The sequence below is a fragment of the Flavobacterium sp. UBA4197 genome, from assembly GCF_002379575.1.
Classification (GTDB): domain Bacteria; phylum Bacteroidota; class Bacteroidia; order Flavobacteriales; family Flavobacteriaceae; genus Flavobacterium; species Flavobacterium inviolabile.
Genome location: NZ_DFUB01000007.1, coordinates 101647 through 125090, shown reverse-complemented (window position 1 = coordinate 125090; position 23444 = coordinate 101647). Strand labels below are relative to the sequence as shown.

Genomic DNA, 23444 nt, shown 5'->3' with positions numbered 1-23444 from the left:
GTAATAGTTATTTAAATAGAAACAGCAAGAAACCGGCGTTGCTATTTTGTGTTTTATTTAAGAGTGATACCGTTTATATTTGTAAGTGATATCATATAAAACCACATCTTAATGAAACAGCTACTTCAAATCCTTTTTCTTTTTTTGACAACGTATGGATTTTCTCAGCAAAGCCTGCCGGTTATAAAGGCTGCCTCCAAAGCGGCGACTATACACGAAGAGGGACAGCTCAAAAGAAAATGGAACGTAAGTCCGGAAATAAAAATAGATGCTTTTACGACCAATAAACTGATCCGTCCGACAGCCATAAAATTTAAAACCGATATTGATTCCATCGGCTTTATCCTGAAACCGGGGCAGTACAAAGACTTTATTGTTTTGCTGAATGGCAAGGATTCCTGCTATACAAGAATTGAAAGTCCGGTAATCAAAGATTTCAGGAAATTAAAGCCGGAAATCCATGATACGATTCCGCTTTTCATCAATAGCCAGAATACGATTTCCGTTAAGGCTGTCCTGAATAAAATAGATACCTTAAACCTGAATTTCGATTCCGGAGGCACAGAGCTGGTGCTGATAGAAGAAACGCTGAATAATAAAGTGAAAAGTAAATTAAAACTTTACAACACCCCTTACGAAGTTGCGATCGGGAGCAGGGTGTATAAAACGAAAGTATACGATACCAAGGTAACAGGAAATGGTACCGACGGGCTTATAGGCTGGGATCTTTTTGACGGAATGATTGTAGAGCTTAATTATGATAAAAATATAATGGTGATACATTCCAGGCTGCCTAAAGCTTTAAAGCGTGACAAAGCAGCTGTAAAACTGAATATGAAGTATTTTAATTACCGCTTTTTTACAGCGGCACAAATTGCCCATCGCGGAACTAAAGTAAACGACTGGTTCCTGTTTGATACGGGTTACCAAAGAACTGTAATGCTGGATAATGACCTGCTAAGAGAACAAAAATTTCCTGCCGATCAAATGGAAGTGATTAAGAAAGTGATCATGCGCGGTACCAAGAACAACGAAATTCCTGTAATAACCTCAAATCTGGAAAGCCTGAAAATAGGGAAACACGAACTTAAAAATGTTCCTGCACAAATAATGACAACCAGTAAAACGATGTTTGATGCCAACATTCATATCCTGGGGAATGAGGTTTTGAAAAGGTTTAATACTTTTATGGATTTTCAGGAAAATGTTGTTTACCTGCAGCCGAGTCATTTATTTAATGCAGATTATATCGAAAAGACATAAGGTGTGCTTTTGGAAAGTTCCTGCTTCAAAGCAATCCATGATATCGGTAATTTTAAATGGTATTAAAAGGGGAGCGGCCGTCTGGCTGTAATTCCGGATACTTTATAAAAAAAAACCACAGCTTAGCTGTGGTTTTTTTATTTATTGGTCATAACTTTTCTCGATTTCTTTTAGTGCATTGATAATGCTTTCTGTTTTGTCATACTCTTTGCGCATCTGTTTTTTACCAATGATAAAATAGGCTATGAGCATCCAGGCAATAAAGACGGTTAAGCCGACGGTTTTGAACATTACCGACATTGGCTGCATCACTTCTATAAAGTAAAGTCCGCTGGCAATGCTTAACAGGACAAAATAAAGCAGTGTGTATTTGGTACTTACTTTCTGCTGGAAACTGTAAAAATGCTCCATTTCAGATAAAACTACTTTTGGCGAAAGGGTCAGGTCAATTTTTTTCAGCATGTTAAGCTGGTACAAACGTAACGCGGAATAGGCTAAAATAGTGAGCAGCATTAAGGCTACGCCGGTAAATGTTGTTGCCATTTTAAAGTCAATGCCGCAAACAATTCCGCCGATAGCGACAGTGGTTAATAAAAGTACCATAACCTGTATGATGATCTTATTTGCCATTTGCTTTTTCGCTTTCTTTGCTTTATCGATAATGACGGTAACATCCGGAAGTGTGCTTTCTTTTTGTTGCTGCCACAGCTCTTTCAGATTATCAAACTCTTTCATATTTCTTATAGATTGTGCTTAACTGTTGTTTAATACGGTGGATTTTTACTCTCAGGTTGCCTTCTGAAATTTCGGTCGCTGCGGCTATTTCTGCATAGGGAACGTCTTCCAGCAGCATCGTAATGATCAGCCTGTCGGATTCTGCCAGTTCACTGATGCATTTGTATAGCAGCTGGATCTGTTGTTCTTTACTGTCGAGCTCATCTGTTTTTAAATGGATGTTGCTGTTTTCAATAGCCGTTGTCTTTTTGTTTTTTTGAGAACGGATATGATACAGGCAGGTGTTCACGGCAATACGGTATATCCAGGTAGCTATTTTGGATTCTCCCCTGAACTTGTCATAGTTTTGCCATACTTTGATAAAAACCTCCTGAAGCAGATCGTCGGCTTCCATCGCGTTTCCGGTGTATCCGAGGCATATCCGGTGTATTTTAGCCGCGTATTGGGCGTATAAATCCCTGAAAACGGTATCTCTTTGCTGCTCTAATGTCACGTGTGCTTATTTTGAATTTAAAAAAGTATCGATTTCCGTATAAAACCATTCCGGCTGGTCATACATGATAAAATGTTTGCTGTCGGCAACTTTAATGGTTTTGTTTGGAAGGGCGGCATATTGCTGGTTGTAAATTTTCGCACTGTTTTCTTTGGTGTTGAACAAGCTTGTCAGTACCAATACAGGACTTTTAATGCGGGCAATATCTTTTCGCAGGTCTGTTAATGACATTTCGATAATCGTGGCACCAAGAGTTCTTCTGTCGCTGGCGTAGCTCCATTCGGCAATCTGTCTGGCTCTGGTGGAGTCCTGAACTTGGTATAGCATCGCTTTGGTCATATAATCCACATACCCTTCGTTTGGAATGGCTTTAAAGTTGTTGATAACGGCTTCCAGGTTGTATCTCGGATCGTCTTTTAAAGAATCGGCTGTAATGTCGGGATTGGTTAAGGCGGAAATAAACGGAACACCATCCACGCAGATTAATTTGCCAAATAAATCCGGTTCGCTGCTGGAAAGCCAGAGTCCCATAAAAGCACCAAGACTATGACCGATTACAATAGGCTTGTTCAATTTGTTTGTTTTTACATAGGCTATGATTTCATTGTGAACAGTTTGTAGTATCGGGCTGTCTATTGGTTTTGTTCCGGCATAACCGGCAAGGGTTAAAATGTGCAGTTGGTATTTGTTTTTTAAATGATCGGCAGTCTCTTTCCACACATCGCCGCTGCAGGAATACCCCGGGATTAATACTACCGGTTTTCCTTTTCCGATTATTTTTACATCAAATGATTTTTGCTGTGCAAAAGAAGTGAAGCCAAGAAATACGATCAGTATTGTAAAGATTACATTTTTCATAAGGTTTGTTTTTTATGATTGGTTGTTCTTTTGATACCGATGTATATCATTTGTTACAAAAAAATATAAAAAAATGAAAAACGCCACGAATGTGGCGTTTTATTATAGCAGTTCCAGGGTTCTTTCCAGAGCCATTCCTCGGGAACCTTTTATCAGTATTACAGCGTTTTTCGGTATTGCAGACCTGAATTTTTCCGAGAAATCCTCAAAACGGGCAAAGAAGTGCAAATGCGGGTTTTGTGTTTGATTGGCATAAAAATCATTGCCGATAAAAAACGTTTCAATCTCGTGATTGTTGCTTAAAAGCTGAACGATATTTTTGTGCTCTTCAAGGCTTTCTTTGCCAAGCTCGAACATGTCTCCTAAAATAGCTATTTTGGGAGCGCCGTCCAGTTGTGTAAAGTTCTCAATAGCGGCACTCATACTGCTTGGATTGGCATTGTAAGCATCCAGTATGATATGGTTTGAATTCTTTTCGATCAGCTGAGAGCGGTTGTTGTTTGGGATATAATTCTCAATAGCGTTTTTAATATCGGCTGTGGAAACATTGAAATATTTCCCGATACTGATTGCGGCATTGATATTGTTGGCATTGTAAATACCGATGAGGTGCGATTGGATCTCGGTCCCTTCAAAGCTGATTTTAACCATAGGATTGGCAGAAACGGCATCGATTTTCACATTGGCTGCCTTGTCCCGGGAAAATGTATAGCGGGTTATCGCTTGTGTTTTTTCCTCCTGTATGGTGTCGTCCAGGTTTACAAAAGCCGTTTTGTCTTGCTGTTCCAGGTATTGGTATAGCTCGCTTTTTCCTTTTATTACGCCTTCCGTTCCTCCGAAGCCTTCCAGGTGGGCTTTGCCAAAATTAGTGATATAACCAAAATCCGGCTCGGCTATGGAGCACAGTAATTCAATTTCTTTTTGGTGGTTGGCACCCATTTCAACAATTCCGATATCGGTATGCTCGTCGAAAGATAGCAGCGTCAGCGGTACGCCAATATGATTGTTCAGGTTGCCGATGGTGGCTTTGGTGGTATATTTTTGTGAAAGAACAGTATTGATCAGTTCTTTAGTGGTTGTTTTACCGTTGCTCCCGGTTAAAGCAATTATGGGTAAACCAAGTTGCTTCCGGTGATAGTTGGCCAATGCCTGTAAGGCTTTTAAACTGTCGGTTACCAGGATCATTTTATCGGCATCCGTCAGGTACTTTTTATTGTCGATAACAACAAATAAAGCGCCTTTGTTTAACGCTTCCTGTGCAAAGGAATTGGCATCAAAGTTTTCACCTTTCAGGGCGAAAAATAAAGAGTTGGGTGCTATTTTTCGAGTGTCGGTACAAATGGTTGTACTTTGTAAAAAACACTGGTAAAGTTCTTCTATTTTCATAGCGTGAAAGTAATAAAAAAAATAAAAGCCCTAAAATAGTTTTAGGGCTTTTAAAAAAGTATGTATGAAAATTTTATTATCCTCTGGCTTTTTTCTTACCGGATTTTGGTCCTACTTTCGACATCGCACATCTGAATCCGATGTAGTCAGTAGCCATATCTTGTGGATAGTATCTTCTTGATGCCGGATCCAACCAGTAAGCTCTGTCTCTCCAAGATCCACCTTTGTAAACTCTACTGTCGTCGTTTACTAAAGTTGTTCTTTTGTTAGAGTGGTCATATTTTCTAATAAGATTTCCTAAACTGTCTTTCGTTACAGAGTGCTCTGGCGAATCGTACATTTTATTCTTATTGTTTTTCTTCTCGTCAGCACCGTCTTCTTCATTTCCGAAGTTGTAAAAACGAGTCGATTGTTTATCACCATCTCTGTAGTTTCTGTTGTCGCTCTTAGAGAAGTTTTGTCTTAAATAGGTTTCGTTGTCGTCAATAGCTACCTGAGCAATTTGTCCAGGGAAGTTTCTTGCCATGATTCTACCATTACTTAAAGTATCATAAGTGATGTTTTCTGTAGTAACCATTTCCACTTTTCCATCTTCACCAATTTTGTTTTTCATGTAGATGTTACCTCTGTAGTAGTTGAAATCATTTGCTTCATCATCTACAATCGGTCTGTAAACGTCAGCAACCCATTCGGCAACGTTACCAGCCATATCATACAATCCAAAATCGTTTGGTGGGTATTTTTTTACTTCGTTAGTGATATCAGCACCATCGTCAGACCATCCTGCGATTCCGCCGTAATCTCCTTTTCCTTGTTTAAAGTTGGCTAACTGGTCACCTCTGTATTGTCTTTTTCCAGAACGTGTGTACTGACCACTCCAAGGATATTTTTTCTTACCTTTATAAGTATTGTACTCTCTGATTCCTCCTAAAGATGTAGCAGCATATTCCCATTCTGCTTCTGTTGGAAGTCTGTACTCCGGTAAGATGTTACCGGTAGTTCTTTGAGCATATACGTTTTTAGCGTCTTCTTTACCCGCTAATTTATTTCGTTGACCTTTGTAAACCAATTCTTCATTACCACCATAAGTAGTAGAAGGAGAAGCTAAGTAAGATTCTGTACTGAAAGTACTTTCTGCTTTTGCCTCTGTGATTTTCGAATCTTTTTTCAAGTATCCATCTCTCTCTAAGATAGCCTCGTTAACACGATCCGTTCTCCATTTGCTAAACTCAACAGCCTGAATCCAGTTTACACCAACTACCGGGTAGTTTGCATAAGCAGGGTGTCTTAGGTAGTTGTTGGTCATAGTCTCGTTATATCCTAAACGATTTCTCCATACCAAAGTATCCGGTAATGCACCAACGTAGATGTTTTTATAATTCTCATCTGTTGGAGGGAAAATAGTTTTTAACCAAAATAAGTATTCAGTGTACATGAAGTTGGTAACCTCAGTCTCATCCATATAGAAAGACTGTACGTGTTGCTGATTTGGAGTGTTGTTCCAATCATGCATTACATCATCTTGTACTTTACCCATTGTGAATGTTCCACCCTCAACGGCAACCATTCCTGGAGGAGTCTCTTGTTTTTTGTACTTCGCATTGTATTGGAAACCACCTTTTTTATCGTTGATTTTCCAACCTGTAGCTGCAGAAGTTCCTTTTGACCCTGATTTTTTACTACAACCAGTAAAACCAATTGATAGCGATAATGCAGCCATCAATTGTAAAGCCATAATTCTGTTGATTTTCATACTTTCAGTTAGGTATAATTTTAGTGCCGCAATATAATAATTAACCATTAAACGACAACAATTTTTTTGTGATTTATTAAAACTAATTATAAATTTTTGTTAAATATAATAGTAAGAACGTTGGATGCTAATATATATTGTATGAAATTAGTTTTTAAAAAAAATATTTTTTCTCTTTGTAATATATGTATAATTAATACGTTTTGAATGTTGATGAAAAAATATATACTCTTTATCTTTTTATTTATTAGCCTGCTTTCCTTTTCGCAGCAGAAAGAACATATTGTTATTACATGGAAACCGGCCGCAGCGATAAGCTATGAAACGGTTAAATATACCGTACCGCAGTTTGCTTCCGAAAACTTTGAATTTAATGCCGACTTGAAGGCTGTCCGCTATAAAAAAGCATTCCCCGTTAACGGATTTGTAGATGTTAAATCGCTGAAAGTATCCAATATTGTTTATGAAACCGTTTCGGGAGCAGATTTAAAAGACCTGTCCGTTACCTCACTCAGTGATAGAATCAATGAAAAGCTGGAGTATTTTATTGCAAATGACGAGCAAAAAGCGATCCTTATTTTTTCGCCTATTATTAAGGTAAGCGACGGTTTTAAAAAAGTTGTCTCTTTAGATATTGATTTTTCTTCCGGCAGTGCTGCCAAATTACCGGCGCAGAACTTTAACGTAAGTGCCGTTTCCAATTCTGTTTTGGCTTCCGGAGATTTCTACAGGTTTTATGTGGAACGTTCCGGGGTTTATAAAATTTCCAGAAGATTTTTAGAGCAATTAGGGATGAATGTCAATATCGATCCCCGGAAACTTAAAATTTATGGCAATGGCGGAAGAATGCTGCCCTTGTTAAACAGTACGCCATATCCGGATGATCTGACGGAAAATGCGATTCAGGTTATAGGGGAGAATGATGGTGAATTCGGTGAATACGATTACATTGTGTTTTATGCCGAAGGACCGGAAGGCTGGAACAAAGAAAGTTTGACAAATGTTAATTTATATAGTGACCGCTCCTTTTATTATATAACCACAAAAGGCGGTGACGGAAAACGGATCAATACCAATGTGCAGCCAACGGCGGCAGTAACAACAACAATTAACCAGTTTGATGACTACCAGTTTCATGAGGTGGATAAAATCAACATCGGGCGTTTGGGAAGAAAATGGTTCGGGGAATCGTTTAATTTAGAAAACGAGCAAACGTTTAAATTCCAGATCCCGAATATTGTTACATCGGTTCCGGTAAAAATCACGGTAAATGCAGCGTCTGCTTCCTATGGTGTTTCTTCTTTTCTGGTAAAAGCCAATGAGCAGACCATCGGGACAATCGGATTCAGTTCTTTGGATCCGGATGTGCATGTGGCAGCTTATGAAACCCAGCTGCAGGGCAATTTTAATGCAACTTCCGGAGAGATAGCCGTAAAAATGACTTACGATAACGGCGGTGTACCGTCCTCAAACGGTTACCTGGATTTTATTGCTTTAGAATCCAAACGGCAGCTGTCGGGATATGGGAAACAATTTTTGTTCTACATAAATGATGCGGCTAATAATATAGGTGTAGGGGAGTATGTCGTGTCAAATGCTTCCGGAATCGGGCAGGTTTGGGATGTTACGGATATCTATAATGTTACAAAATTTGAAAATACCGGTCTGGGTACTTTTTCCTTTAGAGCTAATCTGGGTGAAGTCCGTAAATATATAGCGGTTGATTATAACGATTTGTACACGCCGCTGAGTGATGGTACAAACCGTATTGCCAATCAGGATTTAAAAGGAACGATTTTTAAAAACCAGCAAGGCGAATTTCAGGATATCGATTACCTTATTATAACACCGGGTTCTTTAAACGGACAGGCAGAGCGTCTGGCTAATTTTCACCGGAACTATTCGGGACTGAATGTGAAAGTGGTGAATCTTGAAAATATTTATCCGGAATTCTCTTCCGGTAAACAGGATATAGCAGCGATACGAAACTTTATAAAATATGTATACTGGAATGCTTCGGCAACCAATAAGAGAGTGCGCTATGTAAATATGTTCGGAGATGCGTCGTTCGATTATAAAAACCGTATTCCGAATAATACAAATGTCGTTCCGGTGTTTCACGGACTGAATCCGAATGATTCGAAAGTGAATAATTCGCAGAACTTTTCGGCGTATGCCTCTTTTATGTCGGATGATTTTTATGTGTTGATGGATCCGAATGAAGGAACGATGCTAACGACTTCCGGACTGGATATTGCTGTGGGCAGAATGCTGGTAAACTCTAATCAGCAGGCTGCGGAAATGATTAATAAAGTGCTGGAATATCACGATGAGAAATCCTATGGAAGATGGCGTAACGGTTATGTGCTGATTTCCGATGATGCCGATAATACTACCGATGCTACATTACAATTTGATCTGAATGCATTGGGTGATGAGCTGTATCAGAAAAAGCCGTTTGTGAACGTTAAAAAGATTCATACTGATTCCTATATTCAGGAAGTGGCGGCAGGAGGGGAGCGTTATCCCAAAGCCAGACAGGATATTCTGGATGCTTTTGCCCAGGGTTCTCTGGTTTTTAACTATTTCGGACACGGCGGGGAAGACGGTTTGGCGCAGGAAAGAATTTTTGATAAAGCCGATGCGCAAAATCTGACCAATCGGTACCGTTATCCATTGTTTGTTACAATTACTTGCGAATTTACACGTTTTGATAATCCGTACCGTCCAACCGGAGGAGAGTATATGTACTGGAATACTGCCGGAGGTGCTATCTCTTTAGTGGCAACAACCCGTGAAATAGGGATTACTACCGGATTGAATATGAATAAATCATTGAGTAAGTTTTTGTATTCTTTCGGATCGGATAATTATGATACGATGGCGGAAGCATTGCGAAGAACAAAAAATGAAAACCTGACGGAAAACAGAAATGTCGTGTTTTTTATTGGAGATCCGGCTGTAAAACTGGCTATTCCAAAACCAAAAATCAGGCTTACAAAAGTAAATGATGTTCCGGTGGCACAATCTACCGATGTTTTACAGGCACTGGCGCATGTAAAATTAACCGGGGAAGTGACAGATGAAAACGATAATTTACTGACAAACTATAATGGTGATTTAGCAGTACAGATCTTTGATAAGAAAATTTCCAGAAGCACTTTAGGGAATAATGGAACCTCAGATAATAACGGATTGATCATTATGAACTTTACGACACTTGGAGAAACGGTTTTCAGAGGGAATGCATCGGTTACTAACGGGGCATTCGAATTTGGATTTGTAATGCCGAAAGATATCCGTATTCCGGTAGGAAACGGAAGGATCAGTTTTTATTCCAAAAAGAAACAGGTGCTGGAAAACCAGACCGGTTATGACACGCTGATAAAGATTGGAGGGATTAATGCCAATGCAGCGGTGGATAACATGCCACCGAAAGTGCGTTTGTATATGAATGACGAATCCTTTGTGTCGGGCGGAATCACGAATGCTTCCCCGTTCCTTTTAGCGTTTTTGGAAGACGAAAACGGGATTAATACAGCCAGTGGAATCGGGCATGATATTGTCGGAATCCTGGATGGCGACGAGACCAGGCCGTATGTGATGAATGATTATTATGAAACCTTTCCGGATGATTATACTAAAGGAAAGCTGCGATTCCCGTTCCGGAATTTAGCGAAGGGATTGCATACGCTCACATTTAAGGCATGGGATGTTTATAACAATTTAGTGACGGCCGAAATTCAGTTTATAGTAGTAGGCGATGAAGGATTGGAACTGGATAAAGTGTTAAATTATCCGAATCCTTTTGTAAGTTATACCGAATTTTGGTTCTCCCATAACAGTCCTTATGAACCTTTGGATGTACAGGTACAGATCATGACGATTACCGGAAAAATTGTTAAAACAATTAACCAAACCGTACTAACAGAGGGGTTTCTGTCGCGCGACATCAAGTGGGATGGCAGGGACGATTTTGGAGATCGGATCGGAAAAGGAGTTTATGTATATAAGTTAACCGTTAAATCTGCCGTTTCAAATAAAAGGGCAGAAAAGTATGAGAAACTTGTAATCCTTTAATAAAATATTATATTTGTTGAATTAAACCAAATAAAAACGGATGAGAAAAATTGCAATATTATCGTTGTGTTTATTTGCAGGCGCAACGCAATGGATGAATGCGCAGGATAGAGTTATCACAACCGGTGTTCCCTTTTTGATGATCGCTGCAGATGCAAGAGCAGCTGGTATGGGGGATATAGGTGTTTCCAGTTCTACCGATGCATATTCACAACAATATAACCCGGCTAAATATGCTTTCGCATTAACAAAACAAGGGTTTTCAGTGAGCTACACCCCCTATCTTACTTCCATTGCTAATGATATTTCGTTAGGGCAGATAACCTACTTTAATAGAATTAATGAGCGTAGTGCTTTTGCAGGAAGCTTACGTTATTTTGGTTTAGGAGACATACAGTTAACAAATGCTTCTGGGGATATGTTAAACACCGTAAGTCCGAATGAATTTGCTTTGGACGGGTCCTACTCGTTAAAACTGAGTGATCAGTTTGCCATGGCGGTTGCCGGACGTTATATCCGTTCCAACCTGAAAATTAATGACGGAACGAATGACGCTTCTGCAGCAAACACTTTTGCGGTTGATATCGCAGGATTCTACCAGTCGGAAGAAATCGCTTATTCTGATTTCGACGGACGTTGGAGAGCTGGTTTTAACTTCCAGAACATGGGGCCGAAAATCAGTTATGATAACGACGACTTAAGCAGTAACTTTTTACCGGCTAACTTAAAGTTAGGAGCGGGATTCGATTTTATTCTGGATGAATACAATAAAGTTTCCGTAATGGGAGAAGTGAATAAGTTATTGGTGCCAACGCCACCGGAAGTAACAGATGTTAACGGTGACGGAGTAATTGATAATAACGACAGAAATATTGCTATTTCCGATTACAGAAAAACAGGATGGGTTTCCGGAATGTTTAAATCTTTTGGCGATGCACCGGGCGGTGTTAGCGAAGAGTTAAAAGAATTTACCTGGGCTTTGGGAGCAGAGTATCTGTATCAGGATGCCTTTGCACTACGTGCCGGTTACTTTAATGAAAGTGAATTAAAAGGAGCCCGTAAATATTTTACTATGGGAGCCGGATTTAAATACAGTGTTGTAAAAGTAGATGTTTCTTATTTGTTCTCTACGTCTAAAGTTAGAAACCCACTTGAAAACACCTTGCGTTTCTCCTTAACATTCAATTTTGGAGATTCTTATGATGAATATTAGCAGATAGATAAAATAACAAACAAAGTGTCCAAATTCCGTACGGAATTTGGATTTTTTGTCTAAAAGAAGTTTAGAATGAAAAAGATAGATTTTACTACTTCATTTTTGGTTTATGATTCAGAAAATGAATTGCCGGAAGATGTTAAACCTTTAATGGAGCAGGCAGTAGCGATCCGGAAAAAAGCGTATGCGCCATACTCAAAATTTAAAGTAGGAGCCGCCATCCTGTTGGATAACGGGAAAGTAGTGGTTGGTTCCAATCAGGAAAATGCAGCCTATCCGTCAGGATTATGTGCCGAAAGAGTAGCGATATTCCAGGCCGGAGCAATTTATCCGGACGCACAGATTTTAAAAATAGCCATTTCGGCCACTTCCGAAGAAAAACCGGTCGAATCGCCGATTCCGCCATGTGGTGCCTGTCGCCAGTCGATAGCGGAATATGAATTCAAACAGGAAAATCCGATTGAATTGTATTTTATGGGAGAAGTAGGGGAAGTGTACCACTCGGATTCCCTGAAAAATATATTGCCTTTCCACTTTGATAAAAAGTTTTTATAGGAATTAAAGTGTTAGCCGTGTAACTATTTTATGCCGGATTGTGATGCGATAAAGGAAGAAACTTGTTTATCGTTAATGAAGAGTGTCTTTGTGAAGCCGTTTTTTAAAAGTTGATAAAAAATTAACGAAAATACATCCGTGTAAATTTTCACGTGTTCGGGCGATGTCTTATTTTTGCACTTCGCAAAATTGTGTAATGTGCCATGTTCTGCTTCAACAGATAAGGGACAACAGCAAAAGTAAAAGCAATATGAAAGAAATTACAAAAGAAGTTTACCTTAAATGGTATGAAGATATGCAGCTTTGGAGAAAGTTCGAAGACAGACTTGCTGCATTATATATCCAACAAAAAGTTAGAGGTTTTTTACATTTGTATAATGGGCAAGAAGCCGTTTTAGCAGGTGCACTTCACGCAATGGATCTTACAAAAGACAAAATGATTACTGCTTATCGTAACCACGTTCAGCCAATTGGTATGGGTGTCGATCCGAGAAGAGTAATGGCAGAACTTTTAGGAAAAGCAACCGGAACGTCTAAAGGATTAGGCGGATCGATGCACATTTTCTCTAAAGAGCACGGTTTTTATGGAGGTCACGGAATTGTTGGAGCGCAGATTCCTGTTGGAGCGGGTATCGCATTTGCGGATAAATATTTCGAAACAGGTGGAGTAACCTTAACCTATTTTGGTGATGGAGCAGCCCGTCAGGGATCACTTCATGAAGCCTTTAATATGGCGATGTTGTGGAAACTTCCGGTTGTGTTTATCGTTGAAAATAACGGTTATGCAATGGGAACGTCTGTAGAAAGAACAGCAAACCATACCGATATCTGGAAATTAGGATTAGGATATGAAATGCCTTGCGGACCTGTAGACGGAATGAACCCAGTGAAAGTTGCCGAAGCAATGGCGGAAGCTATTGACAGAGCCAGAAGAGGGGACGGACCTACATTTATCGAAATGAAAACATACCGTTACAGAGGTCACTCTATGTCGGATGCACAACACTACAGAACAAAAGAAGAAGTAGAAGAATACAAAAAAATAGATCCGATTACTCAGGTATTGGATGTGATTAAAGAAAATAACTATGCTACCGAAGCAGAAATCGAAGCGATTGATCAGCGCGTAAAAGACTTGGTTGATGAGTGTGAGAAATTTGCAGAAGAATCGCCATACCCGGACTTAAACGTAATGTATGACGTAGTATATGATCAGGAGAATTACCCATTTTTACCACATAAATTATAATCGATTATGGCAGTAGTTATTACCATGCCACGTTTAAGCGACACCATGACAGAAGGTGTTGTAGCGACCTGGTTAAAGAAAGTAGGAGATGTTGTTAAAGAAGGCGATATTCTTGCTGAGATAGAAACAGACAAAGCGACCATGGAATTTGAATCATTCAATTCCGGTACCTTGTTACATATAGGAATTCATGAAGGAGAATCGGCACCGGTAGATGCATTGCTTGCAATCATCGGAACACCGGGAGAAGACATTTCGGCACTATTGAATGGTGGCGGAAAAGAAGCCACAGCGCCTAAAGAAGAAGCTCCGGCAAAAGCGGAAGAAACCAAAACTTCCGATAAACCACAGGCAGCTGCAGCTATTCCTGCAGGTGTAAAAGTGGTAACCATGCCGCGTTTAAGCGATACCATGACAGACGGAACAGTGGCAACCTGGTTGAAGAAAATCGGGGATACTGTTGCGGAAGGCGATATCCTTGCTGAAATTGAAACGGATAAAGCGACTATGGAGTTTGAATCGTTCAATTCCGGAACACTATTGTATATTGGTGTTGCAGAAGGACAAACAGCTCCGGTAGACAGTATACTGGCAATCATCGGACCTGCGGGAACAGATGTTGCCGGAATTGCAGCCAATTATACTTCTGGAGGAAATGTTGAAGCTCCGGCTGAAGAAAAAGCAGCTGAGGTAAAAACAGAAACAACAGCAGTAGCAGCGGAATCACACGCAGCGGATCACAGCAGAATCTTTGCTTCTCCGTTAGCGAAAAAAGTAGCTCAGGAAAAAGGCGTTAATCTTTCTCAGGTAAAAGGTTCCGGTGAAAACGGACGTATCGTTAAGAAAGACGTTGAAAATTATACACCGCAGCAAACTGCAGCGGCAGCACAGCCACAAAAAGCAGCAGAACAAACAACTGCAGCGGCTGCACCACAGGTGAAACCATTTGTTCCGGCAGGAGAAGTTTATGCAGAAGAAGTGAAAAACTCACAAATGCGTAAAACAATTGCCCGCAGACTGGCCGAATCGAAGTTTACAGCACCACACTATTATTTGACCATTGAAGTCGCTATGGATAATGCCATCGCTTCCCGTGAAATGATCAACGGATTGCCGGAAACGAAAGTTTCGTTCAACGATATGGTTATCAAAGCCTGTGCCATGGCATTGAAAAAACATCCGCAGGTAAATTCACAATGGAAAGATGATGTAACCGTTATCAACCACCATGTGAACATCGGAGTAGCAGTTGCTGTTGAAGACGGATTGGTAGTGCCGGTATTGCGTTTTGCAGACCAGCTGACGTTGTCTCAAATCGGGGCTAATGTAAAAGATGTTGCCGGAAGAGCAAGAAACAAAAAATTACAGCCTGCAGAAATGGAAGGAAGTACATTTACCGTTTCTAACCTGGGAATGTTCGGTATTACTGAATTTACATCAATCATCAACCAGCCGAACTCCGCTATTCTTTCGGTAGGAGCTATTGTTGAAAAACCAGTAGTTCGTAACGGACAGATCGTTGTCGGGAATACAATGAAAGTAACGTTAGCCTGCGATCACAGAACTGTTGACGGAGCTACCGGAGCACAGTTTTTACAAACACTAAGACAATATTTGGAAAATCCGGTGACAATGCTTGCCTGATTCCGGAAATTATCACAATAAATAAAATCCCGTCCTGAATTTCAAGACGGGATTTTTCTTATTTTAGCAAAAGTGTAAAAAATATTTTCAATGAGAAAAATACTCTACTTTTTGCCCTTTTTGTTTTTAGGATGTTCAACATCCAATACTAAAAAAGCGGATGATAAATCGGTTACGGCTGTTAAAACGGCTTATCAGGTACAACAGAAATCGGTTTCCGGTACTTTGGAATACCTGGCTTCAGATGAACTACAGGGACGTGATAGCGGAAGTGAAGGAATCGAAAAAGCGGCGCAGTTTTTAGAAAAGATGCTTAAGGATAATAATATTAAGCCCTATTTTAAAACCTATAGAGATACTCTTGGAAACTTCGACAAACCGGCTTATAACATTGTAGGGGTGATTGAAGGGAATGATCCGAAACTAAAAAAGGAATATGTGATTATCGGGGCGCATTACGATCATATCGGATTGGCACAAAAAGCGATCAATGGCGATAATATTGCAAACGGGGCAAATGATAATGCCTCCGGAACAACGGTAGCTTCCGAAGTCGCTAAATACTTTGCAAAAAATAAAACCAACAAAAGAAGCCTGCTGATTGTTTTTTTCTCGGCAGAAGAGAAAGGATTGCTGGGATCGTATCATTTAGCGAAGAAACTGAAAGCACAAAACTTTAACCTGTATTCCATGCTGAATTTTGAAATGCTTGGCGTACCGATGAAAAGAGATTTTGCTTCGTATATAACCGGATTCGGAAAATCGAATATGGCTAAAAAAATAAATGAATATACCGGAAAGAATACGGTAGGTTTTTTACCGGTTGAATTGCAGTACCGCCTGTTTATGGCATCGGATAATTACCCGTTCTTTGTGGAATTTCATGTGCCGGCACAAACAGTATCGACATTCGATTTTGAAAATTTTGAATATTACCACCATGTTTTTGATGAGTTCAAGCTGATGGATACGGCACACATGGCTGCCTATGCACAGGAAATTATTCCGGCTGTAGAAGGTATGACCAACTCTAAAGAAAAAGAAATCAAATTAAATTAATGCAAAAAAGGAGGTGTTGCAGCATCCTTTTGATTACCATAAAAAATGAAAAATATTATAATAACAGGAACCAGCAGAGGGATAGGATATGAATTAGCCTTGCAGTTTGCCAAAGCCGGACACAATGTTTTAGCTATTTCAAGAAAACAACCGCAGGCGCTATTGGAAAATGAAAAGATTACGTGTTTAAGCGTTGATTTATCAGTAGAGGCAGAACTGGAAAAGGTGAAACAGTTTATCGTGACCTCCTGGAAAACAGTAGACATCATCATTCATAATGCCGGTTCTTTATTATTAAAACCGTTTGCTGAAATTGAAGCTCAGGAATTTGAAAATATCTATAAAGTAAATGTTTTTGGTGTTGCTAACCTGACCAGAATTTGTTTGCCCTATTTGCAAAAAGGAAGCCATGTGGTCACCATAAGCAGTATGGGAGGGATTCAGGGAAGTATGAAATTTGCCGGATTGGCGGCTTACAGTTCCAGTAAAGGAGCGGTGATTACGTTATCGGAATTACTGGCAGAAGAATATAAGGAAAACGGTATTTCGTTTAATGTTCTGGCATTGGGTGCGGTACAAACCGAAATGCTGCAGGAAGCATTCCCGGGTTATGAAGCCCCGGTTTCGGCAACGGAAATGGCGGATTATATCTATAATTTTGCCCTTACCGGGAATAAATATTACAACGGAAAAGTGTTGCAGGTTTCTTCTACAACACCATAATACAACGAGAAGAAAGGTAAAAGCCAGGAAAGAAGATGAAAGAGAAATTAGCTCCCTACATACCGGAACATGCTTTGGACAATATCTTTGAGCTTATTAAGGCAAATCGTGTCCATCTGAAAATTGTGAATGAAAGGGTAACCCGTCATGGCGATTACCGAAAACATCCCGACGGTTACCATCAGATTACCGTAAATGCCAGTTTGAATAAATACCGGTTTTTGATGACATTGATTCATGAGATTGCCCATTTGGTTGCTTTTGAAAAATTTGGCAGAAATATAAAACCGCATGGCGATGAATGGAAGCTTACTTTTCAGCGTTTAATGGTTCCCTATTTGCGTCCGGAGATTTTTCCGGGTCAATTGCTGCCGTTACTGGCAAGACATTTCCGGAATCCGAAAGCGAGCAGCGATACCGATGCAACTTTAGCATTAGCCTTAAAACAATTTGACCCCGCAAACGATAAAAATTATATCTTTGAGATTCCGTATGGAAGTGTTTTTCGTATTCATAATGGCAGGATCTTTAAAAAAGGAGCGCAGCGAATCAAACGTTTTGAATGTATGGAAGTGAGTTCGGGAAGAGTATATCTTTTTAACCCCAATGCAGAAGTAGAATTATTGCCGAACTAAACGAACAGAAAATAAATAAAAGCCACGTGCAAAGTGGTGCTTTACAATGAATAAAAATTATTACGCAATATTAATGGCCGGTGGAGTCGGATCCCGATTCTGGCCAGTCAGTACTGTCGATTTCCCAAAGCAGTTTCACGACATGTTAGGAACCGGGGAAACATTAATTCAAAAGACCTTTAGCAGACTTTCCAGGATAATTCCCGCAGAAAATATTCTGATTTTAACCAATGAGCGTTACAACCAGCTGGTGCTGGAACAATTGCCTCAGGTAAAGCAGGATCAGGTGATTTTAGAGCCTGTAATGCGAAATACGGCACCTTGTATACTGTTTGCTTCTTTAAAAATTCAAAAGCAAAATCCGGACGCCTTAATGGTGGTTGCGCCAAGCGATCACTGGATAGAGGATGAAGAACAATTTATAGCAAACCTGGAGCGGTCGTTTGAATGTTGTAAAAAAGACAATGTGTTGATGACTTTAGGGATTTTGCCGACTTTTCCGAATACCGGTTACGGTTATATCGAGTTTAATAAACTGGATAATAATCCGATAAAAAAAGTCGTTCAGTTTAGAGAAAAACCAAACTATACCACTGCAAAAAGCTTTATTCAAAGCCGAAACTTTTTATGGAATGCCGGAATCTTTATCTGGAGCGTACAGTCCATTATAGAAGCTTTTGATACCTTTTTACCGGAAATGGTAAGTTTGTTTGAAAAAGGAAAAGCCTATTATAATACTCCCCGTGAACAGGAGTTTATCAATGAGCACTATGCTGATGCCGAAAATATCTCGATTGATTATGCGGTATTGGAAAAAGCAAAAAATGTATATGTATTGCCGGCAACGTTCGATTGGAACGATTTGGGTACCTGGGGTTCATTACATGAAAAACTACCGAAAGACGAACAGTTTAATGCGGTTGTAAATGCGACCATGATCTTGGAGAATGCATCCAATAATATTATTCGTACCGAAGGAAAGAAACTGGTTGTAATTAACGGGCTGAGTGACTTTATTATTGTGGATAAAGACGATACGCTGTTGATCTTTCCTAAAGAGAAAGAGCAGGAGATTAAGAAAATCAGTGTCCTGTTGGATAAAAAATAAAAAGAGCCGTATGGCTCTTTTTTTATGATTCTCTGTTTTGTGCTTTTCGTACCTTTTTAAACAGGTTCGAAGAGTATACGAAATCAACAATGGCTTCATTGTCGGTTTTGAAAATTTCTTTTTTGGTTCCTTCCCAGGCTAAGACACCTTCTTTCAGGAAAATGATCTTTTCGCCAATTTCCATAACGGAGTTCATATCGTGGGTGTTGATCACCGTTGTAATATTGTATTCTTCCGTAATTTCCTTAATTAGGTTGTCAATTACAATAGAGGTTTTAGGATCTAACCCGGAGTTGGGCTCATCGCAAAACAGGTATTTCGGATTGTTTACTATTGCACGGGCAATGGCCACACGTTTCTGCATACCTCCGGAAATTTCGGATGGTTTTTTCTTATGGGCATCAATCAGTTTGACACGCTCAATAACAAAATCAACGCGTTCCTGGATTTCTCTCGGACTTTTGTTGGTAAACATTTTTAAAGGGAAACCAACATTCTCTTCTACCGTCATCGAATCAAAAAGCGCACTGCCCTGGAATACCATTCCGATTTCGGTACGCAAATCACGCTTTTCATCGTTGGTAAGATCGGAATAAATTCTGCCGTCAAAGGAAATGGTTCCTTTGTCGGGCGTGTGAATTCCCAGTAAACTTTTTAAAAGTACCGTTTTTCCGGAACCACTCTGTCCAATGATAAGATTGGTTTTTCCGGTTTCAAAAATGGCAGAAATGCCTTTTAGTACTTTGGATTCACCAAATGATTTTTCTATATCTTTTACTTCTATCATTTCTAATTGGTTAAAAGTAATTGTGTTAAAATATAATTGGCCAGAATAATAGCCACACTCGTCCAGACGAATGAAGTTGTACTGGCTTTACCTACTTCAAGAGCACCGCCTTTCATGTAATAGCCATGGAAGGAAGGGATCGTTGCCAGTAAAAGAGCGAAAACAACCGTCTTGATAAAGGCGTAGGTAACGTGAAACGGGTTAAATTCTACCTGTAACCCGGTCATAAACTCGTCACTGGAAGCAAAACCGCCGTAAACACCGGCAATCCAGCCGCCTAATATTCCTAAAAACATACTCAGTCCGATAACGAACGGATATAAGAGTAAAGCAATTACTTTTGGAAAAACAAGGTAGTTCAGGGAGTTTACACCCATTACTTCCAACGCATCAATCTGTTCGGTAACCCGCATTGTTCCAATACTGGAAGTGATAAAAGAACCCATTTTACCGGCCATAATGATGGAGATAAAAGTAGGGGCAAATTCAAGAATCACCGATTGTCTTGTAGCAAAACCAATAAGGTATTTCGGGATTAACGGATTGGTTAAATTTAAAGCCGTTTGTATGGCGACAACACCTCCAACAAAGAATGAGATAAAAGCAACAATTCCAAGAGAACCGATAATCAAATCATCTATTTCTTTAAAAATCAGCTGCTTCATCGCCGACCATTTTGTCGGTTTGTTGAAGACTTCCTTCAACATCAGAAAGTATTTTCCTATTTGAGATAGATATCGAATCATAATGTTTAATAAATCTTGGCTAAAATACCAATAAGTTACGAGTTATGGGGTATGAATAGGGAGTTTTTTGGCTTACAGCAACTTCGATTTCATTTTCTGCAAGCGGTATTTCCGGATAAAACGGCCTTGTTCTGGAGTAACCAGATAAGCCTTTTTATGACGCCATGCTTTGAAAAAACCAACGATATAATCCACGAATAAAAGCGGCTTCTTTTTTAATAAAGCCAGCTTTAAGGAAGCAATGGCAGTAATGAAAAAACCATAACGAAGACTGTAAAAAGCTTCTCCCTGTTTGTAGCGGGCTGTTTTGTTATAGTTGGCTCCGGTAGGTTTTAAATGCTTAACCTTTAAAGTGCTGTTAGTAACAACTTTCCAGTTGTAGAATTTGCACAGCAATTCGTCAACAGTGTCCCATCCCATAGCAGGTTTTAAACCGCCTATTTGATTGAAACACGCTTTTCGGTAGGCTTTAAAAGCCCCGCGGATGTGGTCTTTATCGGTCAGGTTTTCCAATATCCAGTCGCCGTTTTTTTCAATATACGCAAATCCGCCGGCCATGCCAACGCGTTCGTCTTTTTGGAAAGCAGCGATTATGGTTTCAAAATAATTATCGGGCAAAATTAAATCGGCGTCCAGTTTTACAAGAATGTCATAATTGTCGTCAATAACTTCCAGTCCTTTTTGAAATGCCTGGATGACTTTGCTTCCGGGTAAATGAATCGCATCCGATTTTTTTTCAATCACAGAAATCCAGGGATATTTCCGGGATAAATCGTTTACAATTGCTTCGGTATCATCGGTAGAATTGTCATTCACCACCACCACTTTTTCGGGTAGCACTGTCTGCCTGGCTAACGATTGTAAGGTTAAAGCGATATAGGCTGCTTCATTATGTGCCGGTATAATGATATAATACCTCATTATTTTACTTTTTCAGCGTAAACAATGTAATATCTCGGCGTGAAACGGCGGAGTAAAGGGCGGATTCCGATTTGTTTTACCGGATTGGTGAATTTTTGACGGTCCAGTACTTTCCAGCCTGTTTTTTCTAAAAGCCAGTCCAGCTGCCAGTCTTCAAATTCATGGTAATGTCTGTCCCACATATCTGTTTTGCTGCGATAAGCAGGCGAAAACCAAAGGCGTAACGGAATGGAAAGTACCAGTTTATCGGATTGGATGTTTTCCAGTATTGTATACGGATTCAGTAAGTGCTCGAAAATTTCAAAAGCTGTGGTAACGGTGTATTCATTTTGATGTAAAGAAGACTGATCGATGTCCAGGTCTTCCCCTGTGGTATTGGATACGCTATAACCGTTTTCTTTCATGATCTTTGAAAACGGATTTTCTACTCCCAGGTCTAATATCGACTCGGAAGTAGAAATATGTTTTTGAAGGAATTCTAAAGTGTGTTTAAATCTTTTGTTCGGAAATGTTTTTTCGTACATAGTTATAATCGATAAACGAAGGCGTTTATGTTCATTCCTGCGCCTACGGATGCAAAGATAATAACATCTCCTTTATGAAGTTCCTGATTTTCAATTTTTCCTTTTACGAGTAAGTCGTACAGGGTTGGAACCGTCGCAACGCTGGAGTTTCCTAATTTGTGGATGCTCATCGGCATAATGTCTTTGGGTGTCGGTTCCTTGTACAGGCGGAAAAACCGCTGTATGATCGCCTCATCCATTTTTTCATTTGCCTGGTGGATCAGTACTTTTTTAACCTCCGATATCGGAATGCCGCTTTTGTCCAGACATTCTTTCATTGCTTTCGGTACCTGGCTTAAGGCAAACTCATATATTTTACGGCCGTACATTTTAATATAGCGTACATCCGGATCGTGTGTTTTGTTAAAAGAATTTCCGAAATACAGGAAATAGGCTTCATCATAGGTAAAGGAAGCAGTTTCGTGTCCTAAAACACCAACTTCTTCTTCTGTAGCCTCGATAACAGTGGCACCGGCACCATCGGAATAAATCATGCTGTCCCTGTCGTGTATGTCCACCACACGGGATAATGTTTCGGCTCCGATAACCAGGCATCTTTTTGCCATACCGGCTTTTATATAGGCATTTGCCTGAATAACTCCCTCAATCCAGCCCGGACATCCGAAAAGGATATCATAGGCAACACATTTGGGATTTTTAATCTTTAAGCTGTGCTTTACTCTGGAGGATAAGCTGGGTAATATATCCGTTTGAATAGCGCCTTGTTTTACATTTCCAAAATTGTGGGCAAAGATGATGTAGTCTAAGGTTTCGGGATCGATACCGGCATCTTCAATTGCTTTTTGTGCAGCAAAATAGGCAATGTCCGAAGTTAAGAGATTGCTTTCAACATACCGGCGTTCTTCTATACCGGTTATTTCCAGGAATTTTTGAGCAACTACGTCATTTGGATATGGAAAAGGGGAGCCGTCATCGTTTAGAAACTGATGCTTTGCGAAATCCAGATTGGTTACCGTGATATCTGGGATATAACTTCCGGAACCTATTATTTTACTATTCATATGAGGAAACTTTATACTAAGTTATTGATTTTAAATACTCCCTGATAATTAAAAATTTTGTTTAAAATAATTATTACGGAATAACGGTAGAAAAGAGTGTAAAATTATCGAAAGTGAAATTAATTGTTATTTTTTTGAGAAATCTTTATCTGCATTATCGTGGCAATGGAAAGGGCGCGGGTTTTTATAAGTTCTGCGTTTTCTCCTGTAAAGTTTTCGGTGACGGTTTGATCGAAATACTGCAGCCAGGTGTTAAAATGTTCAGTGGTGAGCGATTCTTTTGCATCCAGATCCAAATGGAGCTGTAATACATTTTTTTTATAGCTTCCGGTATGTAAAAGGGTTTGTTCCCAAAAATCGGCCAAATGGGGCAGGTGTGCTTCCAGGTCTATTTTGGCAACTTCTGTGAATATATAGCTGATGCTGTCGTCTGTTAAGAGTTTGTTGTAAAACTTCCGCATTAACAGCAATAGATCTTCTCTGTTATTAATATCATTCATCTTGTAAAGTTATTGAATCATTACAGGAATTAAAATTAATTGACGGTCTTTTTGCGCTATAATGATTATAGCTTACGGTTTCTGAAAATGATTTGGCAGTATAAAAAAAAGCCGCTTTATCAGCGGCTCTTTTCATTTGTATTTATTC

21 protein-coding genes are annotated in these 23444 nt (G+C 39.6%); 10 read left to right on the top strand and 11 right to left on the bottom strand.

Annotated elements, in window-relative coordinates; all coding sequences use genetic code 11:
• Positions 1-111 precede the first annotated feature (111 nt).
• Positions 112-1263: an aspartyl protease family protein gene (locus B3394_RS04140; RefSeq protein ID WP_286913279.1), complete on the top strand. Its 1152-nt coding sequence runs from the start codon at positions 112-114 to the stop codon at positions 1261-1263.
• Positions 1264-1404: 141 nt separating this feature from the next.
• Here the strand turns inward: B3394_RS04140 and B3394_RS04135 are convergent, their stop codons facing one another.
• The 5 genes from B3394_RS04135 to gldJ form a co-directional block, all read right to left on the bottom strand.
• A complete protein-coding gene (locus B3394_RS04135; protein ID WP_286913273.1) occupies positions 1405-1998 on the bottom strand; it encodes a hypothetical protein in 594 nt (197 codons plus the stop codon).
• Positions 1985-2491, bottom strand: coding sequence for an RNA polymerase sigma factor (locus B3394_RS04130; protein ID WP_286913267.1), 507 nt, complete (start codon positions 2489-2491; stop codon positions 1985-1987). The genes B3394_RS04135 and B3394_RS04130 overlap by 14 nt, the downstream gene beginning before the upstream one ends.
• A gap of 6 nt (positions 2492-2497) precedes the next feature.
• A complete protein-coding gene (locus tag B3394_RS04125; RefSeq protein WP_273246433.1) occupies positions 2498-3349 on the bottom strand; it encodes an alpha/beta fold hydrolase in 852 nt (283 codons plus the stop codon).
• A 102-nt stretch (positions 3350-3451) separates the two neighbouring features.
• Positions 3452-4735: a UDP-N-acetylmuramoyl-tripeptide--D-alanyl-D-alanine ligase gene (locus B3394_RS04120; protein WP_286913262.1), complete on the bottom strand. Its 1284-nt coding sequence runs from the start codon at positions 4733-4735 to the stop codon at positions 3452-3454.
• A 76-nt stretch (positions 4736-4811) separates the two neighbouring features.
• A complete protein-coding gene (gldJ, locus tag B3394_RS04115; protein ID WP_177732277.1) occupies positions 4812-6488 on the bottom strand; it encodes a gliding motility lipoprotein GldJ in 1677 nt (558 codons plus the stop codon).
• A 213-nt stretch (positions 6489-6701) separates the two neighbouring features.
• On the opposite strand from gldJ, the gene porU reads away from it, so the two are divergent.
• The 9 genes from porU to B3394_RS04070 all read left to right on the top strand — a co-directional run bounded on the left by porU (position 6702) and on the right by B3394_RS04070 (position 18757).
• Positions 6702-10568 carry a type IX secretion system sortase PorU gene (porU, locus tag B3394_RS04110; protein WP_286913257.1) on the top strand — a complete coding sequence of 1289 codons (3867 nt, stop codon included), beginning with the start codon at positions 6702-6704 and terminating at the stop codon, positions 10566-10568.
• Between the two features lie 40 nt (positions 10569-10608).
• Complete coding sequence (gene porV, locus B3394_RS04105) at positions 10609-11781, top strand: type IX secretion system outer membrane channel protein PorV (RefSeq protein WP_273246430.1); 1173 nt, start codon at positions 10609-10611, stop codon at positions 11779-11781.
• Between the two features lie 75 nt (positions 11782-11856).
• Positions 11857-12339, top strand: coding sequence for a cytidine deaminase (cdd, locus tag B3394_RS04100; protein WP_177732287.1), 483 nt, complete (start codon positions 11857-11859; stop codon positions 12337-12339).
• A gap of 250 nt (positions 12340-12589) precedes the next feature.
• The gene (gene pdhA, locus B3394_RS04095) at positions 12590-13588 is read left to right on the top strand and encodes a pyruvate dehydrogenase (acetyl-transferring) E1 component subunit alpha (protein ID WP_177732290.1); all 999 of its coding nucleotides are present in this window, start codon (positions 12590-12592) and stop codon (positions 13586-13588) included.
• Positions 13589-13594: 6 nt separating this feature from the next.
• The gene (locus tag B3394_RS04090) at positions 13595-15232 is read left to right on the top strand and encodes a pyruvate dehydrogenase complex dihydrolipoamide acetyltransferase (protein WP_286913248.1); all 1638 of its coding nucleotides are present in this window, start codon (positions 13595-13597) and stop codon (positions 15230-15232) included.
• 90 nt (positions 15233-15322) lie between these two features.
• Entirely contained in the window at positions 15323-16291 is a 969-nt protein-coding gene (locus tag B3394_RS04085) for a M28 family peptidase (RefSeq protein WP_177732298.1), read from the top strand.
• A gap of 45 nt (positions 16292-16336) precedes the next feature.
• Positions 16337-17014 (top strand): SDR family NAD(P)-dependent oxidoreductase, encoded by a 678-nt coding sequence (locus tag B3394_RS04080; RefSeq protein WP_286913247.1) that lies wholly within the window; start codon positions 16337-16339, stop codon positions 17012-17014.
• 35 nt (positions 17015-17049) lie between these two features.
• The gene (locus B3394_RS04075; RefSeq protein ID WP_177732304.1) at positions 17050-17649 is read left to right on the top strand and encodes a SprT-like domain-containing protein; all 600 of its coding nucleotides are present in this window, start codon (positions 17050-17052) and stop codon (positions 17647-17649) included.
• A 46-nt stretch (positions 17650-17695) separates the two neighbouring features.
• The gene (locus B3394_RS04070; protein ID WP_273246427.1) at positions 17696-18757 is read left to right on the top strand and encodes a mannose-1-phosphate guanylyltransferase; all 1062 of its coding nucleotides are present in this window, start codon (positions 17696-17698) and stop codon (positions 18755-18757) included.
• A 22-nt stretch (positions 18758-18779) separates the two neighbouring features.
• Here B3394_RS04070 and B3394_RS04065 read toward each other — a convergent pair whose 3' ends face one another.
• From B3394_RS04065 to B3394_RS04040, 6 genes are all read right to left on the bottom strand, one after another.
• Entirely contained in the window at positions 18780-19544 is a 765-nt protein-coding gene (locus B3394_RS04065; protein ID WP_177732310.1) for an ABC transporter ATP-binding protein, read from the bottom strand.
• A gap of 2 nt (positions 19545-19546) precedes the next feature.
• Positions 19547-20290, bottom strand: a complete 744-nt coding sequence (locus B3394_RS04060) for an MlaE family ABC transporter permease (protein WP_177732313.1) — start codon at positions 20288-20290, stop codon at positions 19547-19549.
• A gap of 72 nt (positions 20291-20362) precedes the next feature.
• A complete protein-coding gene (locus B3394_RS04055; RefSeq protein ID WP_286913246.1) occupies positions 20363-21211 on the bottom strand; it encodes a glycosyltransferase in 849 nt (282 codons plus the stop codon).
• On the bottom strand, positions 21211-21735 hold the full coding sequence (locus B3394_RS04050; RefSeq protein ID WP_286913237.1) for a methyltransferase: 525 nt from the start codon (positions 21733-21735) through the stop codon (positions 21211-21213). Before B3394_RS04050 ends, B3394_RS04055 begins: the two co-directional genes overlap by 1 nt.
• 2 nt (positions 21736-21737) lie before the next feature.
• Positions 21738-22796 (bottom strand): 3-oxoacyl-ACP synthase III family protein, encoded by a 1059-nt coding sequence (locus B3394_RS04045; protein WP_177732322.1) that lies wholly within the window; start codon positions 22794-22796, stop codon positions 21738-21740.
• Between the two features lie 119 nt (positions 22797-22915).
• On the bottom strand, positions 22916-23296 hold the full coding sequence (locus B3394_RS04040; RefSeq protein WP_177732325.1) for a group III truncated hemoglobin: 381 nt from the start codon (positions 23294-23296) through the stop codon (positions 22916-22918).
• Positions 23297-23444 lie beyond the last annotated feature (148 nt).

What these genes read in the sequence shown, in the direction of transcription:
- B3394_RS04140 (WP_286913279.1), top strand. Translation starts at nt 112, where the DNA reads ATGAAACAGCTACTTCAAATCCTTTTTCTTTTTTTGACAACGTATGGA.
- B3394_RS04135 (WP_286913273.1), bottom strand. Translation starts at nt 1,998, where the DNA reads ATGAAAGAGTTTGATAATCTGAAAGAGCTGTGGCAGCAACAAAAAGAA.
- B3394_RS04125 (WP_273246433.1), bottom strand. Translation starts at nt 3,349, where the DNA reads ATGAAAAATGTAATCTTTACAATACTGATCGTATTTCTTGGCTTCACT.
- B3394_RS04120 (WP_286913262.1), bottom strand. Translation starts at nt 4,735, where the DNA reads ATGAAAATAGAAGAACTTTACCAGTGTTTTTTACAAAGTACAACCATT.
- gldJ (WP_177732277.1), bottom strand. Translation starts at nt 6,488, where the DNA reads ATGAAAATCAACAGAATTATGGCTTTACAATTGATGGCTGCATTATCG.
- porU (WP_286913257.1), top strand. Translation starts at nt 6,702, where the DNA reads ATGAAAAAATATATACTCTTTATCTTTTTATTTATTAGCCTGCTTTCC.
- porV (WP_273246430.1), top strand. Translation starts at nt 10,609, where the DNA reads ATGAGAAAAATTGCAATATTATCGTTGTGTTTATTTGCAGGCGCAACG.
- cdd (WP_177732287.1), top strand. Translation starts at nt 11,857, where the DNA reads ATGAAAAAGATAGATTTTACTACTTCATTTTTGGTTTATGATTCAGAA.
- pdhA (WP_177732290.1), top strand. Translation starts at nt 12,590, where the DNA reads ATGAAAGAAATTACAAAAGAAGTTTACCTTAAATGGTATGAAGATATG.
- B3394_RS04090 (WP_286913248.1), top strand. Translation starts at nt 13,595, where the DNA reads ATGGCAGTAGTTATTACCATGCCACGTTTAAGCGACACCATGACAGAA.
- B3394_RS04085 (WP_177732298.1), top strand. Translation starts at nt 15,323, where the DNA reads ATGAGAAAAATACTCTACTTTTTGCCCTTTTTGTTTTTAGGATGTTCA.
- B3394_RS04080 (WP_286913247.1), top strand. Translation starts at nt 16,337, where the DNA reads ATGAAAAATATTATAATAACAGGAACCAGCAGAGGGATAGGATATGAA.
- B3394_RS04075 (WP_177732304.1), top strand. Translation starts at nt 17,050, where the DNA reads ATGAAAGAGAAATTAGCTCCCTACATACCGGAACATGCTTTGGACAAT.
- B3394_RS04070 (WP_273246427.1), top strand. Translation starts at nt 17,696, where the DNA reads ATGAATAAAAATTATTACGCAATATTAATGGCCGGTGGAGTCGGATCC.
- B3394_RS04065 (WP_177732310.1), bottom strand. Translation starts at nt 19,544, where the DNA reads ATGATAGAAGTAAAAGATATAGAAAAATCATTTGGTGAATCCAAAGTA.
- B3394_RS04060 (WP_177732313.1), bottom strand. Translation starts at nt 20,290, where the DNA reads ATGATTCGATATCTATCTCAAATAGGAAAATACTTTCTGATGTTGAAG.
- B3394_RS04055 (WP_286913246.1), bottom strand. Translation starts at nt 21,211, where the DNA reads ATGAGGTATTATATCATTATACCGGCACATAATGAAGCAGCCTATATC.
- B3394_RS04050 (WP_286913237.1), bottom strand. Translation starts at nt 21,735, where the DNA reads ATGTACGAAAAAACATTTCCGAACAAAAGATTTAAACACACTTTAGAA.
- B3394_RS04045 (WP_177732322.1), bottom strand. Translation starts at nt 22,796, where the DNA reads ATGAATAGTAAAATAATAGGTTCCGGAAGTTATATCCCAGATATCACG.
- B3394_RS04040 (WP_177732325.1), bottom strand. Translation starts at nt 23,296, where the DNA reads ATGAATGATATTAATAACAGAGAAGATCTATTGCTGTTAATGCGGAAG.